Origin of the sequence: Candidatus Poriferisodalis sp. (genome assembly GCF_965203655.1) — a bacterium.
Lineage (GTDB): Bacteria > Actinomycetota > Acidimicrobiia > Acidimicrobiales > Poriferisodalaceae > Poriferisodalis.
Genome location: NZ_CBDBDD010000003.1, coordinates 227,141 through 244,328 on the forward strand (window position 1 = coordinate 227,141; position 17,188 = coordinate 244,328).

The 17,188-nt window shown below is 69.0% G+C and carries 12 protein-coding genes and 1 tRNA gene; 7 read left to right on the forward strand and 6 right to left on the reverse strand.

Annotated elements, in window-relative coordinates; translation table 11 throughout:
• Nucleotides 1–6: 6 nt before the first annotated feature.
• The 6 genes from ACOGW9_RS02550 to ACOGW9_RS02575 all read left to right on the forward strand — a co-directional run bounded on the left by ACOGW9_RS02550 (nucleotide 7) and on the right by ACOGW9_RS02575 (nucleotide 9,261).
• Entirely contained in the window at nucleotides 7–3,756 is a 3,750-nt protein-coding gene (locus ACOGW9_RS02550; protein ID WP_419908067.1) for a hydantoinase B/oxoprolinase family protein, read from the forward strand.
• 46 nt (nucleotides 3,757–3,802) lie between these two features.
• Nucleotides 3,803–5,017, forward strand: a complete 1,215-nt coding sequence (locus tag ACOGW9_RS02555) for an acyl-CoA dehydrogenase family protein (RefSeq protein WP_419908069.1) — start codon at nucleotides 3,803–3,805, stop codon at nucleotides 5,015–5,017.
• A 102-nt stretch (nucleotides 5,018–5,119) separates the two neighbouring features.
• Entirely contained in the window at nucleotides 5,120–6,088 is a 969-nt protein-coding gene (locus ACOGW9_RS02560; RefSeq protein WP_419908071.1) for a PAC2 family protein, read from the forward strand.
• 74 nt (nucleotides 6,089–6,162) lie between these two features.
• Complete coding sequence (gene aroC / locus ACOGW9_RS02565) at nucleotides 6,163–7,278, forward strand: chorismate synthase (protein ID WP_419908073.1); 1,116 nt, start codon at nucleotides 6,163–6,165, stop codon at nucleotides 7,276–7,278.
• Between the two features lie 10 nt (nucleotides 7,279–7,288).
• Nucleotides 7,289–8,029 (forward strand): sulfite exporter TauE/SafE family protein, encoded by a 741-nt coding sequence (locus ACOGW9_RS02570; RefSeq protein ID WP_419908075.1) that lies wholly within the window; start codon nucleotides 7,289–7,291, stop codon nucleotides 8,027–8,029.
• A 77-nt stretch (nucleotides 8,030–8,106) separates the two neighbouring features.
• Complete coding sequence (locus ACOGW9_RS02575; protein WP_419908077.1) at nucleotides 8,107–9,261, forward strand: MalY/PatB family protein; 1,155 nt, start codon at nucleotides 8,107–8,109, stop codon at nucleotides 9,259–9,261.
• A 4-nt stretch (nucleotides 9,262–9,265) separates the two neighbouring features.
• On the opposite strand, the gene ACOGW9_RS02580 is transcribed toward ACOGW9_RS02575, so the two are convergent.
• The 4 genes from ACOGW9_RS02580 to xseA all read right to left on the reverse strand — a co-directional run bounded on the left by ACOGW9_RS02580 (nucleotide 9,266) and on the right by xseA (nucleotide 13,947).
• On the reverse strand, nucleotides 9,266–10,102 hold the full coding sequence (locus tag ACOGW9_RS02580; RefSeq protein ID WP_419908079.1) for an SURF1 family protein: 837 nt from the start codon (nucleotides 10,100–10,102) through the stop codon (nucleotides 9,266–9,268).
• Nucleotides 10,103–10,111: 9 nt separating this feature from the next.
• Complete coding sequence (locus ACOGW9_RS02585; protein ID WP_419908081.1) at nucleotides 10,112–12,220, reverse strand: S9 family peptidase; 2,109 nt, start codon at nucleotides 12,218–12,220, stop codon at nucleotides 10,112–10,114.
• Between the two features lie 166 nt (nucleotides 12,221–12,386).
• Nucleotides 12,387–12,644 (reverse strand): exodeoxyribonuclease VII small subunit, encoded by a 258-nt coding sequence (gene xseB, locus ACOGW9_RS02590; protein WP_419908083.1) that lies wholly within the window; start codon nucleotides 12,642–12,644, stop codon nucleotides 12,387–12,389.
• Nucleotides 12,637–13,947: an exodeoxyribonuclease VII large subunit gene (xseA, locus tag ACOGW9_RS02595; protein WP_419908085.1), complete on the reverse strand. Its 1,311-nt coding sequence runs from the start codon at nucleotides 13,945–13,947 to the stop codon at nucleotides 12,637–12,639. The genes xseB and xseA overlap by 8 nt, the downstream gene beginning before the upstream one ends.
• A 107-nt stretch (nucleotides 13,948–14,054) precedes the next feature.
• On the opposite strand from xseA, the gene ACOGW9_RS02600 reads away from it, so the two are divergent.
• Nucleotides 14,055–14,144 (forward strand) — tRNA-Ser (locus ACOGW9_RS02600).
• Between the two features lie 47 nt (nucleotides 14,145–14,191).
• Here ACOGW9_RS02600 and ACOGW9_RS02605 read toward each other — a convergent pair.
• Both ACOGW9_RS02605 and boxB read right to left on the reverse strand, forming a co-directional pair.
• Nucleotides 14,192–15,748: a benzoate-CoA ligase family protein gene (locus ACOGW9_RS02605; RefSeq protein WP_419908087.1), complete on the reverse strand. Its 1,557-nt coding sequence runs from the start codon at nucleotides 15,746–15,748 to the stop codon at nucleotides 14,192–14,194.
• Nucleotides 15,749–15,772: 24 nt separating this feature from the next.
• Nucleotides 15,773–17,188 (reverse strand): benzoyl-CoA 2,3-epoxidase subunit BoxB, encoded by a 1,416-nt coding sequence (gene boxB, locus ACOGW9_RS02610; RefSeq protein WP_419908089.1) that lies wholly within the window; start codon nucleotides 17,186–17,188, stop codon nucleotides 15,773–15,775.

The following is a 17,188-nucleotide window of genomic DNA, read 5'->3' on the forward strand; positions in this document are numbered from 1 at the left end:
CCTGCCATGAACGTCGGGCCGGGTGGCTGGGACTTCTGGGTCGATCGTGGCGGCACCTTCACCGATGTCGTGGCTCGGCGGCCCGACGGCGGTCTTGTTTCGCACAAGCTGCTGAGCGAGGACCCGCGCCGCTACGACGACGCAGCCACCACCGCCATCGCCGACCTGCTCGAAGTGCCTCGGGGCGAGCCGCTGCCGCCGGACCGGATCAGGTCGGTGAAGATGGGCACCACGGTGGCCACCAATGCGCTGCTGCAACGCCGCGGCGTGCCGACGCTGTTCGTGACCACGGCCGGATTCGGCGACGTGCTGCGCATCGGCTACCAGACCCGCCCGCATCTGTTCAAGCTCGACATCGTGCTGCCCGAAATGCTCTATTCGGAGGTGTTCGAGGTCGACGAGCGCATCGCCGCGGACGGCACGGTGCTGAGCCCGCTGGATCTGGCGGCGGCCACAGACGGCATGGCCGCGGCGCGTGAGCGCGGCATGGAGGCCGTGGCCATCGTGCTGGTGCACGGCTACCGGCACACCGATCACGAGGCAGCGCTGGCAGCTGCGGCCCGCGAGATTGGCTTCTCGCAGGTCTCGGTCAGCCACGAAGTGGACCCGCTGGTCAAGATCGTTCCCCGCGGCGACACCACCGTGGCCGACGCCTACCTGTCCCCGATCCTGCGCAGCTACGTCGATGCCGTGGCATCGAGAATCGGCACGGCCGATGCCGTCGCGTCGAGGATCGGCAGCTCTGAATCGGCAGGGGGGCCGCAGCTGCAGTTCATGCAGTCCAACGGCGGTCTGGCGGACGCTCGGCGCTTCACCGGCCGCGATGCATTGCTGTCGGGTCCTGCCGGGGGTGTCGTCGGCATGGCCCGCACCGCCCAGGCAGCCGGCTTCGAGCGGCTCATCGGCTTCGACATGGGCGGCACGTCGACCGATGTCTCCCACTTCGCCGGCGAGTTCGAGCGGGCGAACGAGACCGAGGTGGCGGGCATCCGCGTCCGCACTCCGATCATCGACATGCACACGGTCGCTGCAGGGGGCGGATCGCTGCTCACGTTTGACGGCAGCCGGTTGCGTGTCGGCCCCGAATCGGCCGGCGCCGACCCCGGACCGGTCTGCTACGGCAACGACGGCCCGCTCGCGCTCACCGATGCCAACGCGGTGCTGGGTGTGATCCGGCCCGAGTACTTCCCTGCGGTCTTCGGCGCCGACGGCACCGAGCTGCTGGATGCCGATGCTGCGGCCCGCGGCATCGCCGAGCTGGCCGACCGGATCGCGGACGCGAGCGGCGCGCGACGCAGTACCGCCGAGGTGGCGTTCGGCTACGGCGAGATCGCAGCCGAGAACATGGCCAACGCGATCCGCAAGATCAGCACCGAGCGGGGCCATGACGTCAGCGCGTACACGCTCGTCTGTTTCGGCGGTGCCGGCGGCCAGCACGCCTGCCGTGTCGCCGATCGGCTCGGCATCACCACGGTGCTGATCCACCCGCACGCAGGTGTGCTCTCGGCGCTGGGCATCGGACTTGCCGATGTGACCGACTTGCGGGCCGAACCAGTCGAAGCCCCGCTGGATGAGACCCTCATTGACGATCTGCACCGGCGACTGGCCGCTGCCGCTCCCAGTGCCATCGACGCCGTGGCCGCCGCGGGTGTGTCGCCTGATCGGATCGAGGTGACCGGTCGTCTCGCCGTCCGGTACCGGGGCTCGGACACGACGCTTGAGGTGCCGCTCGGTACCGCGAATGAAGTGGCAGCGGCGTTCGTGCTCGCACACCGGACGAGGTTCGGTTTCAGCCCGCCTGGAGCGGCGAACTCTGCAACAGCTCTGGTCGTCGACGCGCTGCATATCGAGGCCCGCGGCCAGGCTGTCGATCCGCCGCCGGCCGCACCGCTGGCCGGCGACCGAGAGCCGTTGCTTGCCACCCATCCGACCTACATGGGCTCAACCTCCGGCGCGGCAGCGAATGGCGCCGCATCAGCCGACGGCGACACGCAGCCGACCTGCGAGCGCTACGACACTCCGTTCTGGGACCGCACCGCCATGGCGCCCGGCACGGCGGTGACAGGCCCAGCGGTCATCGTCGAGCCGAACGCCACGACGGTGATCGAGCCGGGCTGGCAGGGCACGATCACCGACCGCGGCGATCTCGTGCTGGATCGGGTGGTGGCCCGGCCTTCACGGGTGGCGATCGGCACCAGCGTCGATCCGGTGCAGCTCGAGATCTTCAACAACCTGTTCATGAACATCGCCGAGCAGATGGGGGTGGTGCTTGAGCACACAGCGGTGTCGGTGAACATCAAGGAGCGGCGCGACTTCAGTTGCGCGCTGTTCGATCTCTCCGGCGAGCTGGTGGCCAACGCACCGCACCTGCCGGTGCACCTCGGCTCGATGAGCGAATCCATCCGCACCGTCATCGAGCAGAACCCAGATATGGCACCCGGTGACGTCTTCGTGCTCAACAACCCCTACAACGGCGGCACGCACCTCCCCGATGTGACCGTGGTGCGACCGGTGTTCGACGCCTCGGGCGTCGAGCGCATCTTCTATGTCGCGTCCCGAGGTCATCACGCCGACATCGGCGGCTGCGTGCCCGGATCGGCGCCGGCCGATTCGACCACGATCGACGAGGAGGGGCTGGTCCTCGACAACCTCCAGATCGTGACCGAGGGGAGTTTCCTCGAAGGCAAGGTGCGCGACGTGCTCGCCAGCGGTCCGTGGCCGGCCCGCAATCCCGACCAGAACATTGCCGACCTGCGCGCCCAGGTGGCGGCGTGCGAGCGGGGCGCCGTCGAGCTGGCTCGGATCGTCGAGTACTACGGACTTGATGTCGTGCACGCCTACATGGGCCACGTCGCCGACAATGCCGAGGAGATGGTGCGCCGGGTCATCGATGCCCTCGACCATCGCAATTTTCGGGGCAGCTACCGGATGGAGCTCGACGACGGCAGCGTGATCTGCGTCCGCATTGTGGTGGATGCCGACCAGCGCAGCGCAGTCGTCGATTTCGCCGGTACCAGCGGTCAGCATCCGGGCAACTTCAACGCCCCGGTGGCGGTGTGCCGCTCGGCGGTGCTCTACGTGTTCCGCTGCATGGTCGACGACGCCATCCCGCTGAACGCCGGCTGCCTGCGGCCCATCGAACTTGTGGTGCCCGACCCCTCGATGCTGTCGCCCCACCCGCCCGCCGCAGTCATCGCCGGCAACGTCGAGACGTCCCAGCAGATCACCGATGCGCTGTTCGGCGCCCTCGGCGTCATCGCGGCCTCGCAGGGCACCATGAACAACTTCATCTGGGGGAACGCCGCCCACCAGTACTACGAGACGATCTGCGGGGGAGCGGGCGCCACGGCCCGCCGCTCGGGTGCCGATGCGGTGCACACGCACATGACCAACACCCGCCTCACCGACCCCGAGATCCTCGAGCAGCGTCACCCTGTACTGCTGGAACGGTTCGAGGTGCGCCGAGGCTCGGGCGGCCGTGGCGCAAACAACGGCGGCGACGGCGTCGTTCGGCGCCTGCGCTTCGGCGAGCCCATGACGGCCAACCTGCTGTCGAGCTGCCGGCGGATCGCCCCGTTCGGCGTCGCCGGTGGCGAGGACGGTGCACGCGGGCGCAATCTGCTCGAACGGATCGATGGCACCGTCACCGAGCTGGCCGGCTGTGCTCGGGTGGAGGTGGGCGAGGGTGACGTGATGGAGATCCACACGCCCGGAGGCGGCGGCTACGGCACGCCGCTCCCGGCCGCTGCGGGGTGAATGCCCATGAGCTGTACGTGAACCGTCGAGTGAGACAGGGTGAGTGATGAATGAACAGGTGCTGACGCCCGAGCGAGCCGAGCTCGTGGCCCGGATGGCCGAGCTGGGGCCGGCATTTGCCGAGCGTGCGCCCACCTACGACCGCGATGCCAGCTTCCCGCACGAGAACTGGGCCGACCTGGCCGATGCCGGGTTCCTGGGCCTGTGCGTGCCCAGAGAGGTCGGCGGGCTGGGTGCCGACTTCGTGGGCTACGCGCTCGTGGCCGAGGAGATGGGTCGGCACTGCGCGACCACGGCGTTGACGTTCAACATGCACACGGCCACAGCGCTGCTGTCCGGCCCGATCGCCGAAGCACTGCTGGCCGGCGAGCGCGGACGTGGGCTGGATCCCGATGGGGCCATGGCCGCACACCTCGCCGAGACCCGCCCGCACCTGTGGGAAGGCATGGTCCGCGGCACCGTCATCCATTCCCAGCCGTTCTCCGAGGGCCAGGCGCCGGGTGCCCGATCGGGTTTCAGCACCATGGCGGTGCCCACCGAGGGCGGCTATCGCGTGACGGGCCGCAAGATCTTCGCCTCGCTGAGCGGCGCTGCCCACGTGCACAACGTGCTGGCGGTGGTGGAGGGCGATCCCCACATCCGCCTGCTCGGCGTGCCGGCCGACGGCGATGGCGCGCAGATCGTCGGCGATTGGGATCCGATCGGCATGCGCGGCACCGACTCCCGCACGCTGGTGATGGACAACGTGTTCGTCCCGGCCCGCAATGAGGTGCTGCCGCCGGGCATGTTCAACGCGATGGTGGAGCGATTCCCGCAGTTCTACATGACCTTGTCGTTCAGCTATCTGGGGCTGATGCGGGCCATCCTGGATGCCACCCGCACCTACTTGCGGGGCGAGTCGGGGGTGAAGGCGTCACGCGATCACCCGATCAAGCAGACCGGCTGGGCGCAGCTGCAGCTCATCTATGACCGGGCGCAGTCGCTGACCTACCGGGTGCTCAGCGAACTGCGGGCCGACCCCAACCCCGAGGAGCTGCGGCGGGCGCATGTGGCGACGGTGACCACGATGGAAAGCGCCCCCGAGATGGCCTCGCTGGCACTGCGCACTTGCGGCGGGAGGTCGCTGCTGCGACCCGGCCGCCTCGAGCAGCACTACCGCGATGCCCGCTGCGGCGCCACGATGCTGCCCTGGAGCACCGAAGAGCTGCTGGTGCGCCTCGGCCGCAACGGCCTCTACGACGACCTCCACGACGATCTCTAGGCCTGTCTCCGTCACAGCCTCTAGGACGACCTCCATCACGACCTCGCCGATCGAGCCGAAAACTCGGGCGTGTTCGCGCCGCGTTTCGGCCATAGTGAGGACATGGGCGATGTGACGGACGACGTGACCGATGGTGTTGATGACGCTGCGGAGCGTCCGATCGTCGTGTGGGATGGCGCGCCCAGGCTGCAGGATCCGCTCCTGCTCGTCGCTTTTGAAGGTTGGTTCGACGCCGGCGAATGCGCGACGGGCGCGCTGTCGTGGATTCGCCGCCGCAGCGAGGCCCGGCGCGTCTGCCACATCGATCCCGAGGAATTCTTCGACTTCCAGGAGAGCCGACCGGAGATCGAGATCACTGATGCGGGGGAGCGCCGCATCCGCTGGCCGGAGATCGAGTGTCACGTCGTGCCTGCGGCGCCGCCGCATGACCTCGTGCTCTTGACGGGCATCGAGCCCCGGATGCGCTGGCGCACGTTCTGCCAGGGCATCGTGGATATCGCCGATCGACTCGAGTGCCAGATGGTGGTGACGCTCGGGGCGATGGTTGCGGGCGTGGCGCACTCGCGGGCCGCGTCGGTGAAGGGCAGCGCCCAGAATGGCGAGCTGGCTGACCGGCTGGGCCTCGACCGGCCGACCTATCAGGGTCCCACCGGCATCATCGGGACCCTGCACGACATGCTGGACCGGGCATCGCTGCCGGTTGTCTCGCTGCGGGTGGGCGTGCCGCACTACGTGGCAGGGCCGCCGAACCCGAAGGGCATGCGGGCGCTGCTTGCCCACTTCGAGACGGTCACCGGCGTCACGACGGGTTACCAGGAACTGGATTCGAGCGTGCAGGCCTGGGAGCAGCGGGTCGACGAGGCGGTGGCTCGCGACCCCGAGATCGTGGCCTACATCCAGCAGCTCGAGGCGGAGGCCGACCGCACTGCCACCGAGAATCTGCCCAGCGGTGACGACCTGGCGCTGGAATTCCAGAAGTTTCTGGCCGAGCAGCGCCAGTCGCCCTCCAGCGCGGAGGGCGACGACGGCGGTACAGACGACGCTGAGGACGACGGCGACGACGCGGGTTGAGCCCCGCCGCTTCGCCAGCCGCGAGCAGGAAAAATAGAGGCGCTTGCGCGCACTCGCCGTCGTAGGGTTCTCCCATGGGCGGCAGCACGTTCGGCGAGCGATTCGCGGTCACCACCTTCGGCGAGTCCCACGGCGGGGCGCTGGGCGTGATCGTCGACGGCTGCCCCGCGCGCATCGAGTTGAGCGAAGCCGATGTGCAGATCGACCTGGACCGTCGCCGCCCCGGCCAGAGCCGGATCGTCACCCAGCGCAAGGAGGCCGACCAGGTCACGATCCACTCGGGCGTCTTCGAGGGGCTGACGCTGGGGACCCCGATCGGCATGACGGTGGCCAACACCGATGCCCGCCCCGGCGCCTATTCCGAGATGGCCACCAAGTACCGTCCCAGCCACGCCGACTACACCACCGACGCCAAGTACGGCATCCGCAACTGGCAGGGCGGCGGCCGGGCATCGGCTCGCGAGACCGTCGGCCGGGTCGCCGCGGGCGCGGTGGCGCGCAAGGTGCTCGCCGCGGTGGGCATCGAAGTACTGGGCTGGGTCAGCTCGGTGCGCGACATCAACGCCGATGTGAATCCTGCAGAGGTGACAAGGGACGACGTGGAGGCGGACCCGACGCGCTGCGCTGACCCGGTTGCTGCAGCTCGCATCATCGAGGCCATCGACGCGGCCCGCAGTGACGGCAACTCCCTCGGCGGGGTCGTGGCCTGCGTGGCACGCAGCGTGCCGCCTGGCCTGGGTGAGCCCGTGTTCGACAAGCTCGACGCCGCACTGGCAGGCGCGGTGATGTCGCTGCCGGCAGCCAAAGGAATAGAGATCGGCAGCGGGTTCGCCGGCACGCTCATGACGGGTCGCACCCACAACGACGAGTTCGCGCCCGGTCCCGACGGCCGACCCATTGCCGTGACCAACCGCAGCGGCGGCATCCAGGGCGGCATCAGCAACGGCGCCGACATCGTGCTGCGCGTCGCGTTCAAGCCCACTGCCACGATTGCCTCCGAGCAGAAGACCGTCACCAACGCCAACGAGCCGACCGTGCTGGCCGCCCGGGGCCGCCACGATCCCTGCGTGCTGCCCAGAGCGGTACCGATGGTCGAGGCCATGGTTTGCCTGGTGCTGGCCGATCACTTGCTGCGCCAGCAGACGACCCAGCTCGCCGCACCTCCCTCGCCGCAGCAGCCATCCGGCTGACGAGCGGCCGATGGACATCACCCAGATTGCGCTGGTCGCAGCCGCGGGTGTGGTTGCCGGCATCGTGAACGCCATGGCGGGCGGCGGCTCGCTGCTGACGGTCAGCCTGCTGACCGTGGTGGGCGACCTCGGCGGGCTGGTTGCCAACGGCACCAACCGCATCGGTGTCGTGACGCAGAACCTGGCGTCGGTGGCGGGCTATCGGTCCGAGGGGGTGTCGGGCTTGCGCCGCTCGGTGCCCGTTCTGCTGCCGGCATTGGTCGGTTCGGTGATCGGCGCGTATGCAGTCTCGAGCCTGCTCAGCGACACGGCTTTCGAGCGGGTCTTCGGCATCTTGATGGTGCCGCTGCTGATCCTGAGCCTGTGGCCGCCGAAGGCCCGCGGCGACGAGATCGTCTGGCCGAGAGCGCTGACCGTCGTGGTGTTCTTGCTGATCGGCGCCTACGGCGGGGCCTTTCAGGCAGGCGTGGGGCTCTTGTTGGTGTTGGCGCTGTCGCATGCCGGGCTCGACTTGGTGAACGCCAACGCGGTCAAGGTGGTGGTGATCGCCGTGCTGACCGTGGTGGCCGTGCCGGTGTTCATCCTGAACGACCAGGTGCACTGGGGCTTTGCGGTCATCGTGGCAGCGGGCTTCGCCGTCGGGGGCTGGCTCGGCGCCCGCTGGGCCGTGCGCGGCGGCGAGCGCCTCATCCGCCCCGTCCTGGCTGTCGCGGTCCTCGGCCTCGCCGGCCGCATGATCGGCCTGTACTGAGCCCGGGGCCCGAGCGGCCCGTGAGCGCAGCGAACAAGAGCGGGTAACCAGCGCGGCTGGGCGCGTAGGGTCACGCCGTGATCTTCGACTTGGACGCCGAACGGGTTCGCAACCGGCCCGGCATCAAGTGGGGCCGCGAGGGCCCGGACGTGCTGGCGGCGTGGGTCGCCGACATGGACGTCGAGCTGCCTGCAGTAGTGCTCGACGCTGTGCGCGAGCGCATCGACTCGGGCGGCTTGGGCTACGACTTCTACGACCAGCCGATTCCCGTGCTGCGTGTCTTCGCCAAGCGCATGGGCGAGGCGTTTGGCTGGCAGGTCGACCCGCTCGACGTCGTCCGGGTGCACGACGTGATCCAAGGCTTGGAGCTGGCGATCACCTACTGCACCGAACCCGGCGACGGCGTCATCTTCCAGACCCCCGCCTACCCGCCGTTCTTCTCCAGCGTCGAGGGACACGGGCGCCGGGTGGTGCCCAACCCGCTCATCCGCCACGACGACGGCTGGCAGCTCGACCTGGACCATTTCGAATCAGTGGCTTCGGCGCCTGATGTGACGGCAGTGATCCTGTGCCAGCCGCATAACCCCTGCGGCATGGTGCTTGACGCCGACGACATCGCGGCGGTGATCGACATTGCCGAGCGTCATGACCTGGTGGTGATCTCCGATGAGATCCACTGCGATCTGGTGTATGCGCCCAGGCGGCACATCCCGGTGGCATCGGTCAGCGAGCTGGCCTCCGAGCGCACCGTCACCGTCACCGCTGCCACGAAATCGTTCAACATGGCGGGGCTGCGGATGGCGTTCCTGCATTCGGCGTCGTCGCGCTACGGCCCGATCATCAAGAACATCCCCAAGCGGCTGATCGGCGGCATCGGGATCCTCGGGCAGGTCGCCACCATCGCCGGCTGGACCGAGGCGCTGGACTGGCTGGACGAGCTGGTGGCCGGGCTCGACGCCAACCGCCGCCTGCTGGCGGAATTGCTGGCCGAGCGGCTGCCTGAGGTGCGCTACCGGCCGCCCGATGCCACGTACCTGGCGTGGATGGACTGCAGCGAGCTGGGCCTCGGCGACGATCCCGCCTCGGTCTTCTTGGGACGGGGTCGCGTGTACTTGAACTCAGGCTTGGACTTCGGCCCCGAAGGCGCAGGCCACGTGCGCCTCAACTTCGCCACGTCCCCCGCCATGCTGGACGAGGCCACCGCCCGAATGGCCAAAGCCATCGGCCGCTAGCCGCTCAGTCGTCGGCGATCTGTTCGGACTCGCCCTTGCGAGCCTGGTGGCGCAGCACGAACGTGTAGCCCACGATGGCGACGGCGGCGAAGCTGAACCACTGGAACGTGTAGCCCAAGTGCGGTCCGGCGTCGAGCTCAGGCGGCGGGATGAGTTCAAGCACCGGGGTGTCATCCGGTTGGTCGCTGCGAGGCTCGATCACGGCGCCGTCGGGGTTGCGGAAGCTGATCACCTCGACGTACACCGGCACAAGGTCGAGGTTGGATTGGCGGTCGATGCGCTCGACGTCGACACGTGCCAGCGTCTCTAACCGTCCTTGCGCAGGATCAGCAGGTCCGAGCCACCCGCGTTCTTGGCTTCGTCGTATCCGACCTTCCACCTGAGTGGCGGCCACGAGCGGAGTCCGGATGACTATCGGTTCGCGCACGAGCACCGCTTCGCACGTTTGCTGAGGAAGCCAACCGGCAACTACCAAGACACCTCGGGACTCGGTGCTGTCGTCGGAGGGAACTTCCGCAGGCACGGCGAAATGGCACCCTGCGACGCCGTCAAGACTCCGGTTGCGGATGAGCACGGTGTCATCCATATCGAGACGTCGAATCGGCAGGGTCACCGTCCGGTACTCCAGCTGTTCGATGCTCTCGGAGTCGGCCACGGCTTCGAAGAAGCGGTCGGCATCGAGCGGTTGCATGTCTTGGCGCTCGGTGATCGCCGCGTTGCGGTCGCGCACCTCGTTGTGGCGGCTGAGCTGCCAGAAGCCGGCGATCACGAAGATCACCAGCAGGCAGCCGGCCAGCGCATGTCCGGCTAGCCAGATCGGCTTCCGGGCGAAGCTGTACACGGTCCGAACTTATTGGGGCTGCTGCTGGTGGGGATCGCGCACCTCGACCCGGGCGATGTCACCGGCCGGCTCGAAGCCCAGCACCTGTCCGAGGAATGACAGCTCGGCTTCGAGCGCGGCCACGATGTTGGGCCCGCTGCGGAAGCCGTGTCCCTCGCCTTCGAACAGCAGGTAGGCGTGCGGCACTCCCGCGTCGGCCAGGGCTGCCACCACCTGTTCGGACTGGCTCTGGGGCACCACCCGGTCCTCGGTGCCCTGCAGCACGATCATCGGGGTGCGCAGCTGGTCGGTGCGCCAGATCGGGGAGCGCTCCCGGTACAGCTCGGCGGCTTCGGGCCACGGACCGATCAACCCGTCGAGATAGCGCGCCTCGAACTTGTGGGTGTCGCGGGCGAGCGCTTCGAGGTCGGCGACGCCGTAGCGCGAGATGCCCGCAGCGAACACGTCGCTGCCCGACAGCGCGCACAGGGTGGTGTAGCCGCCGGCCGAGCCGCCCTTGATGACGAGCCGCTGCGGGTCCACGGCCCCCTCGCGTGCCAGGTGCAGCGCCGCGTTGATGCAGTCCTGGGTGTCGACGACACCCCACTGGCCGGCCAGCAGGTTGCGGTACGCGGTGCCGTAGCCGGTGCTGCCGCCGTAGTTCACGTCCACCACGGCGATGCCGCGGGTGGTCCAGTACTGGATGCCCAGGTCGAGCGAGCTGCGGGCGGCACCGGTGGGTCCGCCATGGCTGAGCACCAGCAGCGGCGGCCCAGTATCGGACGGCCCAGTACCAGACGACGCAGTATCGGCCGCCACGGCCGAGTTGGTGGGCGGGAAGAAGAAGGCGTGCGCTTGGCGGCCGTCGTCGCTGTCGAAGGTGAACGGCTGTGCGACCGAGACGTCGTCGGGCTCGAGCACCAGCGGCTCGGCGTCGCTGAGCTGGCGGTGCCTGCCGTCGGGCGAGATCTCCACCACCGCAGCCCGGCGAGTCCAGCTGGCCGCGACGGTGACCACGGTGCCGTTCGGCGTCGGGGCCAGACGGCCGAAGTCGGTGAATCCGCTCGCAATCTCGTCGAGCGCACCGTCGCGGATGATGCCGATGTAACCCACCCCGGCCGATGTCCAGGTGCACCACAGCGCACCGGTTCCGTCCCAGCCGTAAGTGGCCCCCGCGAAGACCCACGCCGGCACGCCGAACTCGCGGCCTTCGGTGCCGGGCTGAGCGGCATCTCGTAGCACCGGTTCGCTCGTGCCCGAGTCCAGATCGACACGGTGGATGGCCCACCACCCGTCGATGTCGGTCACGACGTGCAGATCACCGTCGGGGCTCCACGCCGGCTGGGTCACTGCGGGACCGTCCACCAGCACCCGATCGGTCCCGGGCACTGCCATGCCGCCGTCCAGATCCACCAGGTGCAGCCGGACGTGGTCCCACGGCATGTTGGGATGGTCCCAGCTGAGATAGGCCAGCACGCTGCCGTCGGGCGAGGGCCGTGGCGCCGCGTAGAAATCGGCGCCGGTCGCCACGACGCTCACTGTCCCGTCCAGGCTGACCGCCACCAGCTCGTTGCGGGGCTCGTGTCGGGTGTCGTCGTGGGCTTCGCGCACCCAGATCGTGACGGCTTCAAATTCGCCGCCGGCCGAGTTCGACGCATCGCCGGTCGAGGGCACCAGTCCCGGATCGGCGTAGCGCAGGCCCCGGGGGCTCGGCGGCTCGGGGGTCAGCGGGCGCGGGTCAGCGCGCCCGTCCCCATCGAAGAGCCGGATCCGCTGGTCGCCCATGCACGCGCCGGCAACGAGATGGGTGCCGTCGGGCGCCTCGACGGCGAGCCAGGCGCCGCCCCCGTACTCGTGAACGGAGGTGCGAATGTCGGCCCCAGCCGTATGGGGCACATCGGCCGGCGGTGCGCCGGCCTCATCCAGCGGTACCCGCACCACCGCGCCGCGCCCGCGATCGAGCGGTCGCTCCTCGACCCAGTAGGCCCAGTTGCCCGCGATCTGGGGCTCGCTCCGTCGCACCGCGCCCGCGGCGACGTCGGCAGCGCTGAGCGGCGACGGCCACGCACCGAACGAAAAAGCCCCGGATTTGCTGGGAATCCGGTGCGCATCACCTTGACAACTCGATGGCGAACTCATAGGTTCCTCCATGGTTTCGAAGCGTCGCCGCGATCATCGATTCCGAACAGGTTCCGTAGCGGCGCCCAGCGTGCGCTCCGGGTTTTCCACCGGCCCGTGACGCGCAGGTGGACCGGGGGAGCGCCCACCAACTCCCTCGGTCCACACGCGCCTGCACAGATGCGGTTCAGGATTCCTCCCCTGCGTCTGTCGGCGAATCGTGTTGCGCGAGGATCGTCTGCAGCGATAGCTCCGTGGCGCGCAGGCGGCCTTCGCAGTGTGCAATCAGCTGCGATGCCCGCTCGACTTGCGAAGCCAGCGTGTCGATGTCGACGTCGTCGCTCTCGAGGCCGGCCAGGATCGATTCGAGTTCGGCCATCGACTCGGCGTAGCCGCCGAACGGGGCATCGCCTGGGTTCGCGCTGTTGTCGGCTTCTTCAGCCATCAGTTGTCCTTCCCGTCGTCGGATCGTCTGCCTGCACGACGCTGGCGAACACTGCGTGCTGAGTCTCGGTGGCAATTGTGTCGCCGGGAGCAGGCATCTCGCGCACGATGCTGCCGTCCGCCGTGCGCGTGATCGAGAAACCCCGGGCCAGGGTTCGTTCGGGCGCAACCGCCGTCACCAGTGCCGATGCAGAACGCAATCGAGCGTGTGCATCTGCGACTCGCCGCTGGGCCCGATGGGCAACGTGCAGCCGCGCTTGACCGAGCCACGCGCGCGGCCGAGCAAGGCGACGCTCGGCCAGCAGTCCCAGCGCGCTCCGAGCCGTGGCCAGGCGTGCCGCTGCCGCAGCCGAGTGGCAGCGGGCAAGCCGGTCCACGTCACGACGGGTTCGAGCCAGGCGTTCGTCGAACGCGGCGACGTGGGCGACGAGCGCGGCGGCGCACGCGGTCGGTGTCTTGGCGGCCGTGTGCGCCACCTGGTCGGCCACCGAGGTGTCGATCTCGTGACCGATCCCGCAGAACACTGGCAGCGGGCACAGCGCAATGGCCTTCGCCACGCTTGCGAGGTCGAACGCCAGCAGGTCGGTGCGGTCGCCCCCGCCGCGCACCACGGCGATCACGTCGACGTCGGCCTGCCCGAGCGTGTGCAGCGCCGCCACCAGGTCGGCCTCGGCGGTCGCGCCCTGCACTCGGGCGTCGCACAGCAGCACCTCGAACGCGTAGCCGCTCGCTTTGAGCTCATGGGCGAAGTCGGCGTGGGCCGCGCTGCCGTCGGCCGTCACGAGCCCGACGCGCAGCGGCACCATCGGCAGCGGCACGCCGGCGTTGCGCCGCAGCAGCCCCGATTCGGCCAGCTCGGCAAGGATCCGCTCGCGGTCGGCCGCCAGTAGGCCCAGGGTGAAGTGCGGGTCGACGCCGCTCATGATGAGCTGCACCTGCCCGCTGCCGGCGTAGTACTCCACTTCGGCGCGGATCCGCACTTCGATGCCGTCGTCGAGCGTCAGCCCGCCTGCTGCGGTGAGGTCGCGGTTCACCAGCCGCTGGCGTCCCTTGAACAGCGCCACCCGCATGCGTGCGCCCCGGCGATCGTTGCCCGAGCCCGGCTCGATGAGGTTGAAGTAGATGTGGCCGCTCGCCGCCACCGAGTAGCCGATGATCTCGCCGCGCACCCAGACTTCGCCGGGAAAGGCTCGCTGGATCGTCTCGCCGACGGCGGCCGTCAGATCCGAGACCGACCACGTGCCGTCGGGCTGGCCTGCCTGGTCCCCGGCCGCGGCCCTAGTGCCTTCGACAGCGCTGTTCACGGCTCTGAGGCTGTCACGAATTCGTCCGCGTCGCGACCGAATTACGCCACGCCAGCCGGGCTGCGAGGCAAGCGGTCAGCCGTGTGGGCGTCGATAGGGTGCGCTGCGGAAGGTTGCCAGAGCGGACGAATGGGGCGGTCTCGAAAACCGTTGTGGCCTTCGGGTCACCGTGGGTTCGAATCCCACACCTTCCGCCACCGGGGCCGTGCAGCCAGTCCGGGCAAGCAGCCGGGCATCCCGGGCACTATGTGCGCAGCTTGAACCGCTGGATCTTGCCGGTCGCGGTCTTGGGCAGATCGTCGACGAACTCATAGCGCCGGGGGCGCTTGAAGCCCGCCAGCCGCTCCCGGCAGAAGTCGGCCAGCTCGTGCGCCAGGTTGTCGGCATCGGCGCTGTCGCCGTCAACCCTGATCACGAAGGCCACGGGTCGCAGCACCCCGGCGGCATCGTGCTCGCCGACCACCGCCGCCTCGAGCACAGCGGGATGGGAGATCAGGGTGGCCTCGACCTCGGCTGGCGACACCCACTCGCCGCCGACCCGCAGCATGTCGTCGACCCGGCCCAGGTAGGCGTGATAGCCGTCGCCGTCGACGGCGTACAGATCGCCGGTGCGCATCCACGGCCCGTCGAACGTGGCCTGGTTGATCTCGGACTGGCACCAGTAGCCGGTGGTCATGGACTGGCCCGTGACGAGAAGCTGTCCAGGCTCGCCGATCGGCTGGTCCTGGCCGTCGTCGTCGACGACGCGAACCTCGTAGCCGTCGACTGGCTTGCCGCTCGTCCCCGGCCGCAGGTCGACGGGCGAGTTGGACAGGTAGATGTGGAGCATCTCGGTCGAGCCGATGCCGTCCAGCACCGTGACGCCGAACCGCTCGCGAAACCGCTCGAAGGTCTCGGCCGGCAGCGGCTCGGCAGCCGAGACGCCCAGACGTACCGAAGCAAACGTGTCGGTCGCCAGATCTGAGCTGTTGAGCGCCGCGTAGAAGGTGGGAATGCAGAAGAACAGCGTGGGCCGGTGCGCCGTCACGATCTCGGCCACGCGGGCCGGCGTCGGCGGCCTGGCCGGTTCGAGAATTGTCGAGGCCCCGACCGAGAACGCGAAGGTGAGCGAGTTGCCGAGCCCGTAGGCGTGGAACATCGGACCCACCGAATAGAAGCGATCCTCCGGCGTGATGTCGAGCACCGAACGGGCGTAGGTCTCGCAGGTGACGCGGATGTCGATGTGGCGGTGCATCGCCAGCTTGGGCTGGCCGGTCGAGCCCGAGGTGCAGAGCCAGAATCCGGGCGACTCGTCCCATGTCGGGTACGGCGAACTGTCCGCACCATCGGCCCCCGACGCGAACTCGTCCCAGCTCAGGATGCGGGCATCACCGCTGGCGGCATCGGGCGGCACCTCGCCAGCCACGACCACGGTCGCGACTTCCGGCGCTCCCGAGCACAGGTCGCCGATGCAGCCGGCGACGGCTCCGGACACCACGGCGACGGTCGCACGCGCGTCGGCAGTGATCACCCCCAGGTCCCGCCCCGGCAGCAGCGGATTCATGGGAACCGGCACGGCCCCGATCCGCAATGCGCCCAGGAACACGGCGACGTAGTCGACCGAGTCGAGCACGGCCATGGCGACCCGCTCTTCGGGCCGCACGCCGAGCGCCCGCAGCGCAGCCGCCGTGCGTTCGATCTCGCCGGCCAGCTCGCGGTAGGTGTATCGCCGGTCCTCGCAGATCACCGCCAGCCGGTCGCCGTCGCCGGCGGCGATGCGGCGATCGACCAGCCAAGTCGCAGCATTGAACGGTTCGCGCATCTGCCGGCCTCCTCGCCCGCAGTCTCAGAGTCGCACGTAGTCGAACTCGAGCGGCTTGCGGTTGATTCCCGTAGCCGGGGGAGCCACCCAGCCGGCCATCTTTCCCGGCTCGGTCACGCTGACCTGGAGCGACGTCACGTGGGCCTTGTCGTCATCGCTCGGCAGCCACGCCGCCGCGTTCGCATTCCAGTCGTCGTCGCGGACCAGCCGGCCGTCAGGTGAGACGTGATGGTCCCGGAAGGTGCCGACGTTGCGGTTGAAGCCGATGTGCGGCAGCCGCAGTTCGAAATCCACCCCGGCTTCGGTGATGGATCGGTTCCAGCGATCGAGGCCCTTCCGGCAGTCGTCGATGTAGTCCTCGCGCAGCGTCTCGTTGAGGGCGGCGAGTTGTGTCACTTCCCGGCTGCCGATGCCCTCGCCCGTGGCTTCGGGCACCAGCCGGGTTGCGTCGCGCAGCACGTGGTCGTCGTCGCGGCGCTCTTCGCCGAAGCGGCCCTTCAGCCCGGCGGCGAAGTAGTTGGCGGCGTTGGTCGAGGTCTCGGCACCGAAGAGATCCAGCGACACCGAGCAGTGGAAGTTGAGGTACCGCTGGATCAGGTCGAGGTTGAGACCGCCGTGGGGGTGGACATCGTCGGTGTCGTGCTCGCGCATCAGCTCCAGGGTGCGCTGCACGACTCGGCCGACCCCGGTGGCCCCGACGAACATGTGGTACGCCTCCTCCTTGAGCATGAAATCGCACGTCCTGCTGAGCGGATCGAAGCCCGACTCCCGCAGCGAGGCCAGCTGGTACTTGCCGTCGCGGTCGGTGAAGTACGTGAACATGAAGAACGACAGCCAGTCCGGCGTCTCCTCGTTGAACGCTCCGAGGATGCGGGGATTGTCGGCATCGCCGGAGTGACGCTCGAGCATCTCGTCGGCCTCGTCCCGGCCTGCCCGGCCGAAGTAGCGGTGCAGCAGGTACACCATCGCCCACAGGTGGCGCCCCTCCTCGACGTTCACCTGGAACAGGTTCCGCAGGTCATACAGCGAGGGGGCGGTCAGGCACAGCTGCCGCTGCTGCTCGACCGAGGCCGGCTCGGTGTCGCCCTGCACCACGATGAGGCGCTGCAGATCGGCCCGGTACTCGCCGGGGATCTCCTGCCAGGCGTCTTCGCCCTTGTGATCCCCGAAGGCGATCTTGCGGTCCCGCTCGGGCTCGGCCAGGAAGATCCCCCAGCGGTACTCGGGCATCTCCACGTGATCGAAGTGCGCCCAGCCGTCGCGGCCCACGTCGATCGCGGTCCGCAGGAACACCGGGCTGCGCTTGAACGCCACCGGGCCCAGCTCTTCCCACCACCGGATGAACTTGGGCTGCCACCCCTCCAGCGCGCGCTGCAACCGGCGGTCGTCGGCCAGGTCCACGTTGTTGGGGATCTTGGCGTCGATGTCGACGATGCTCAT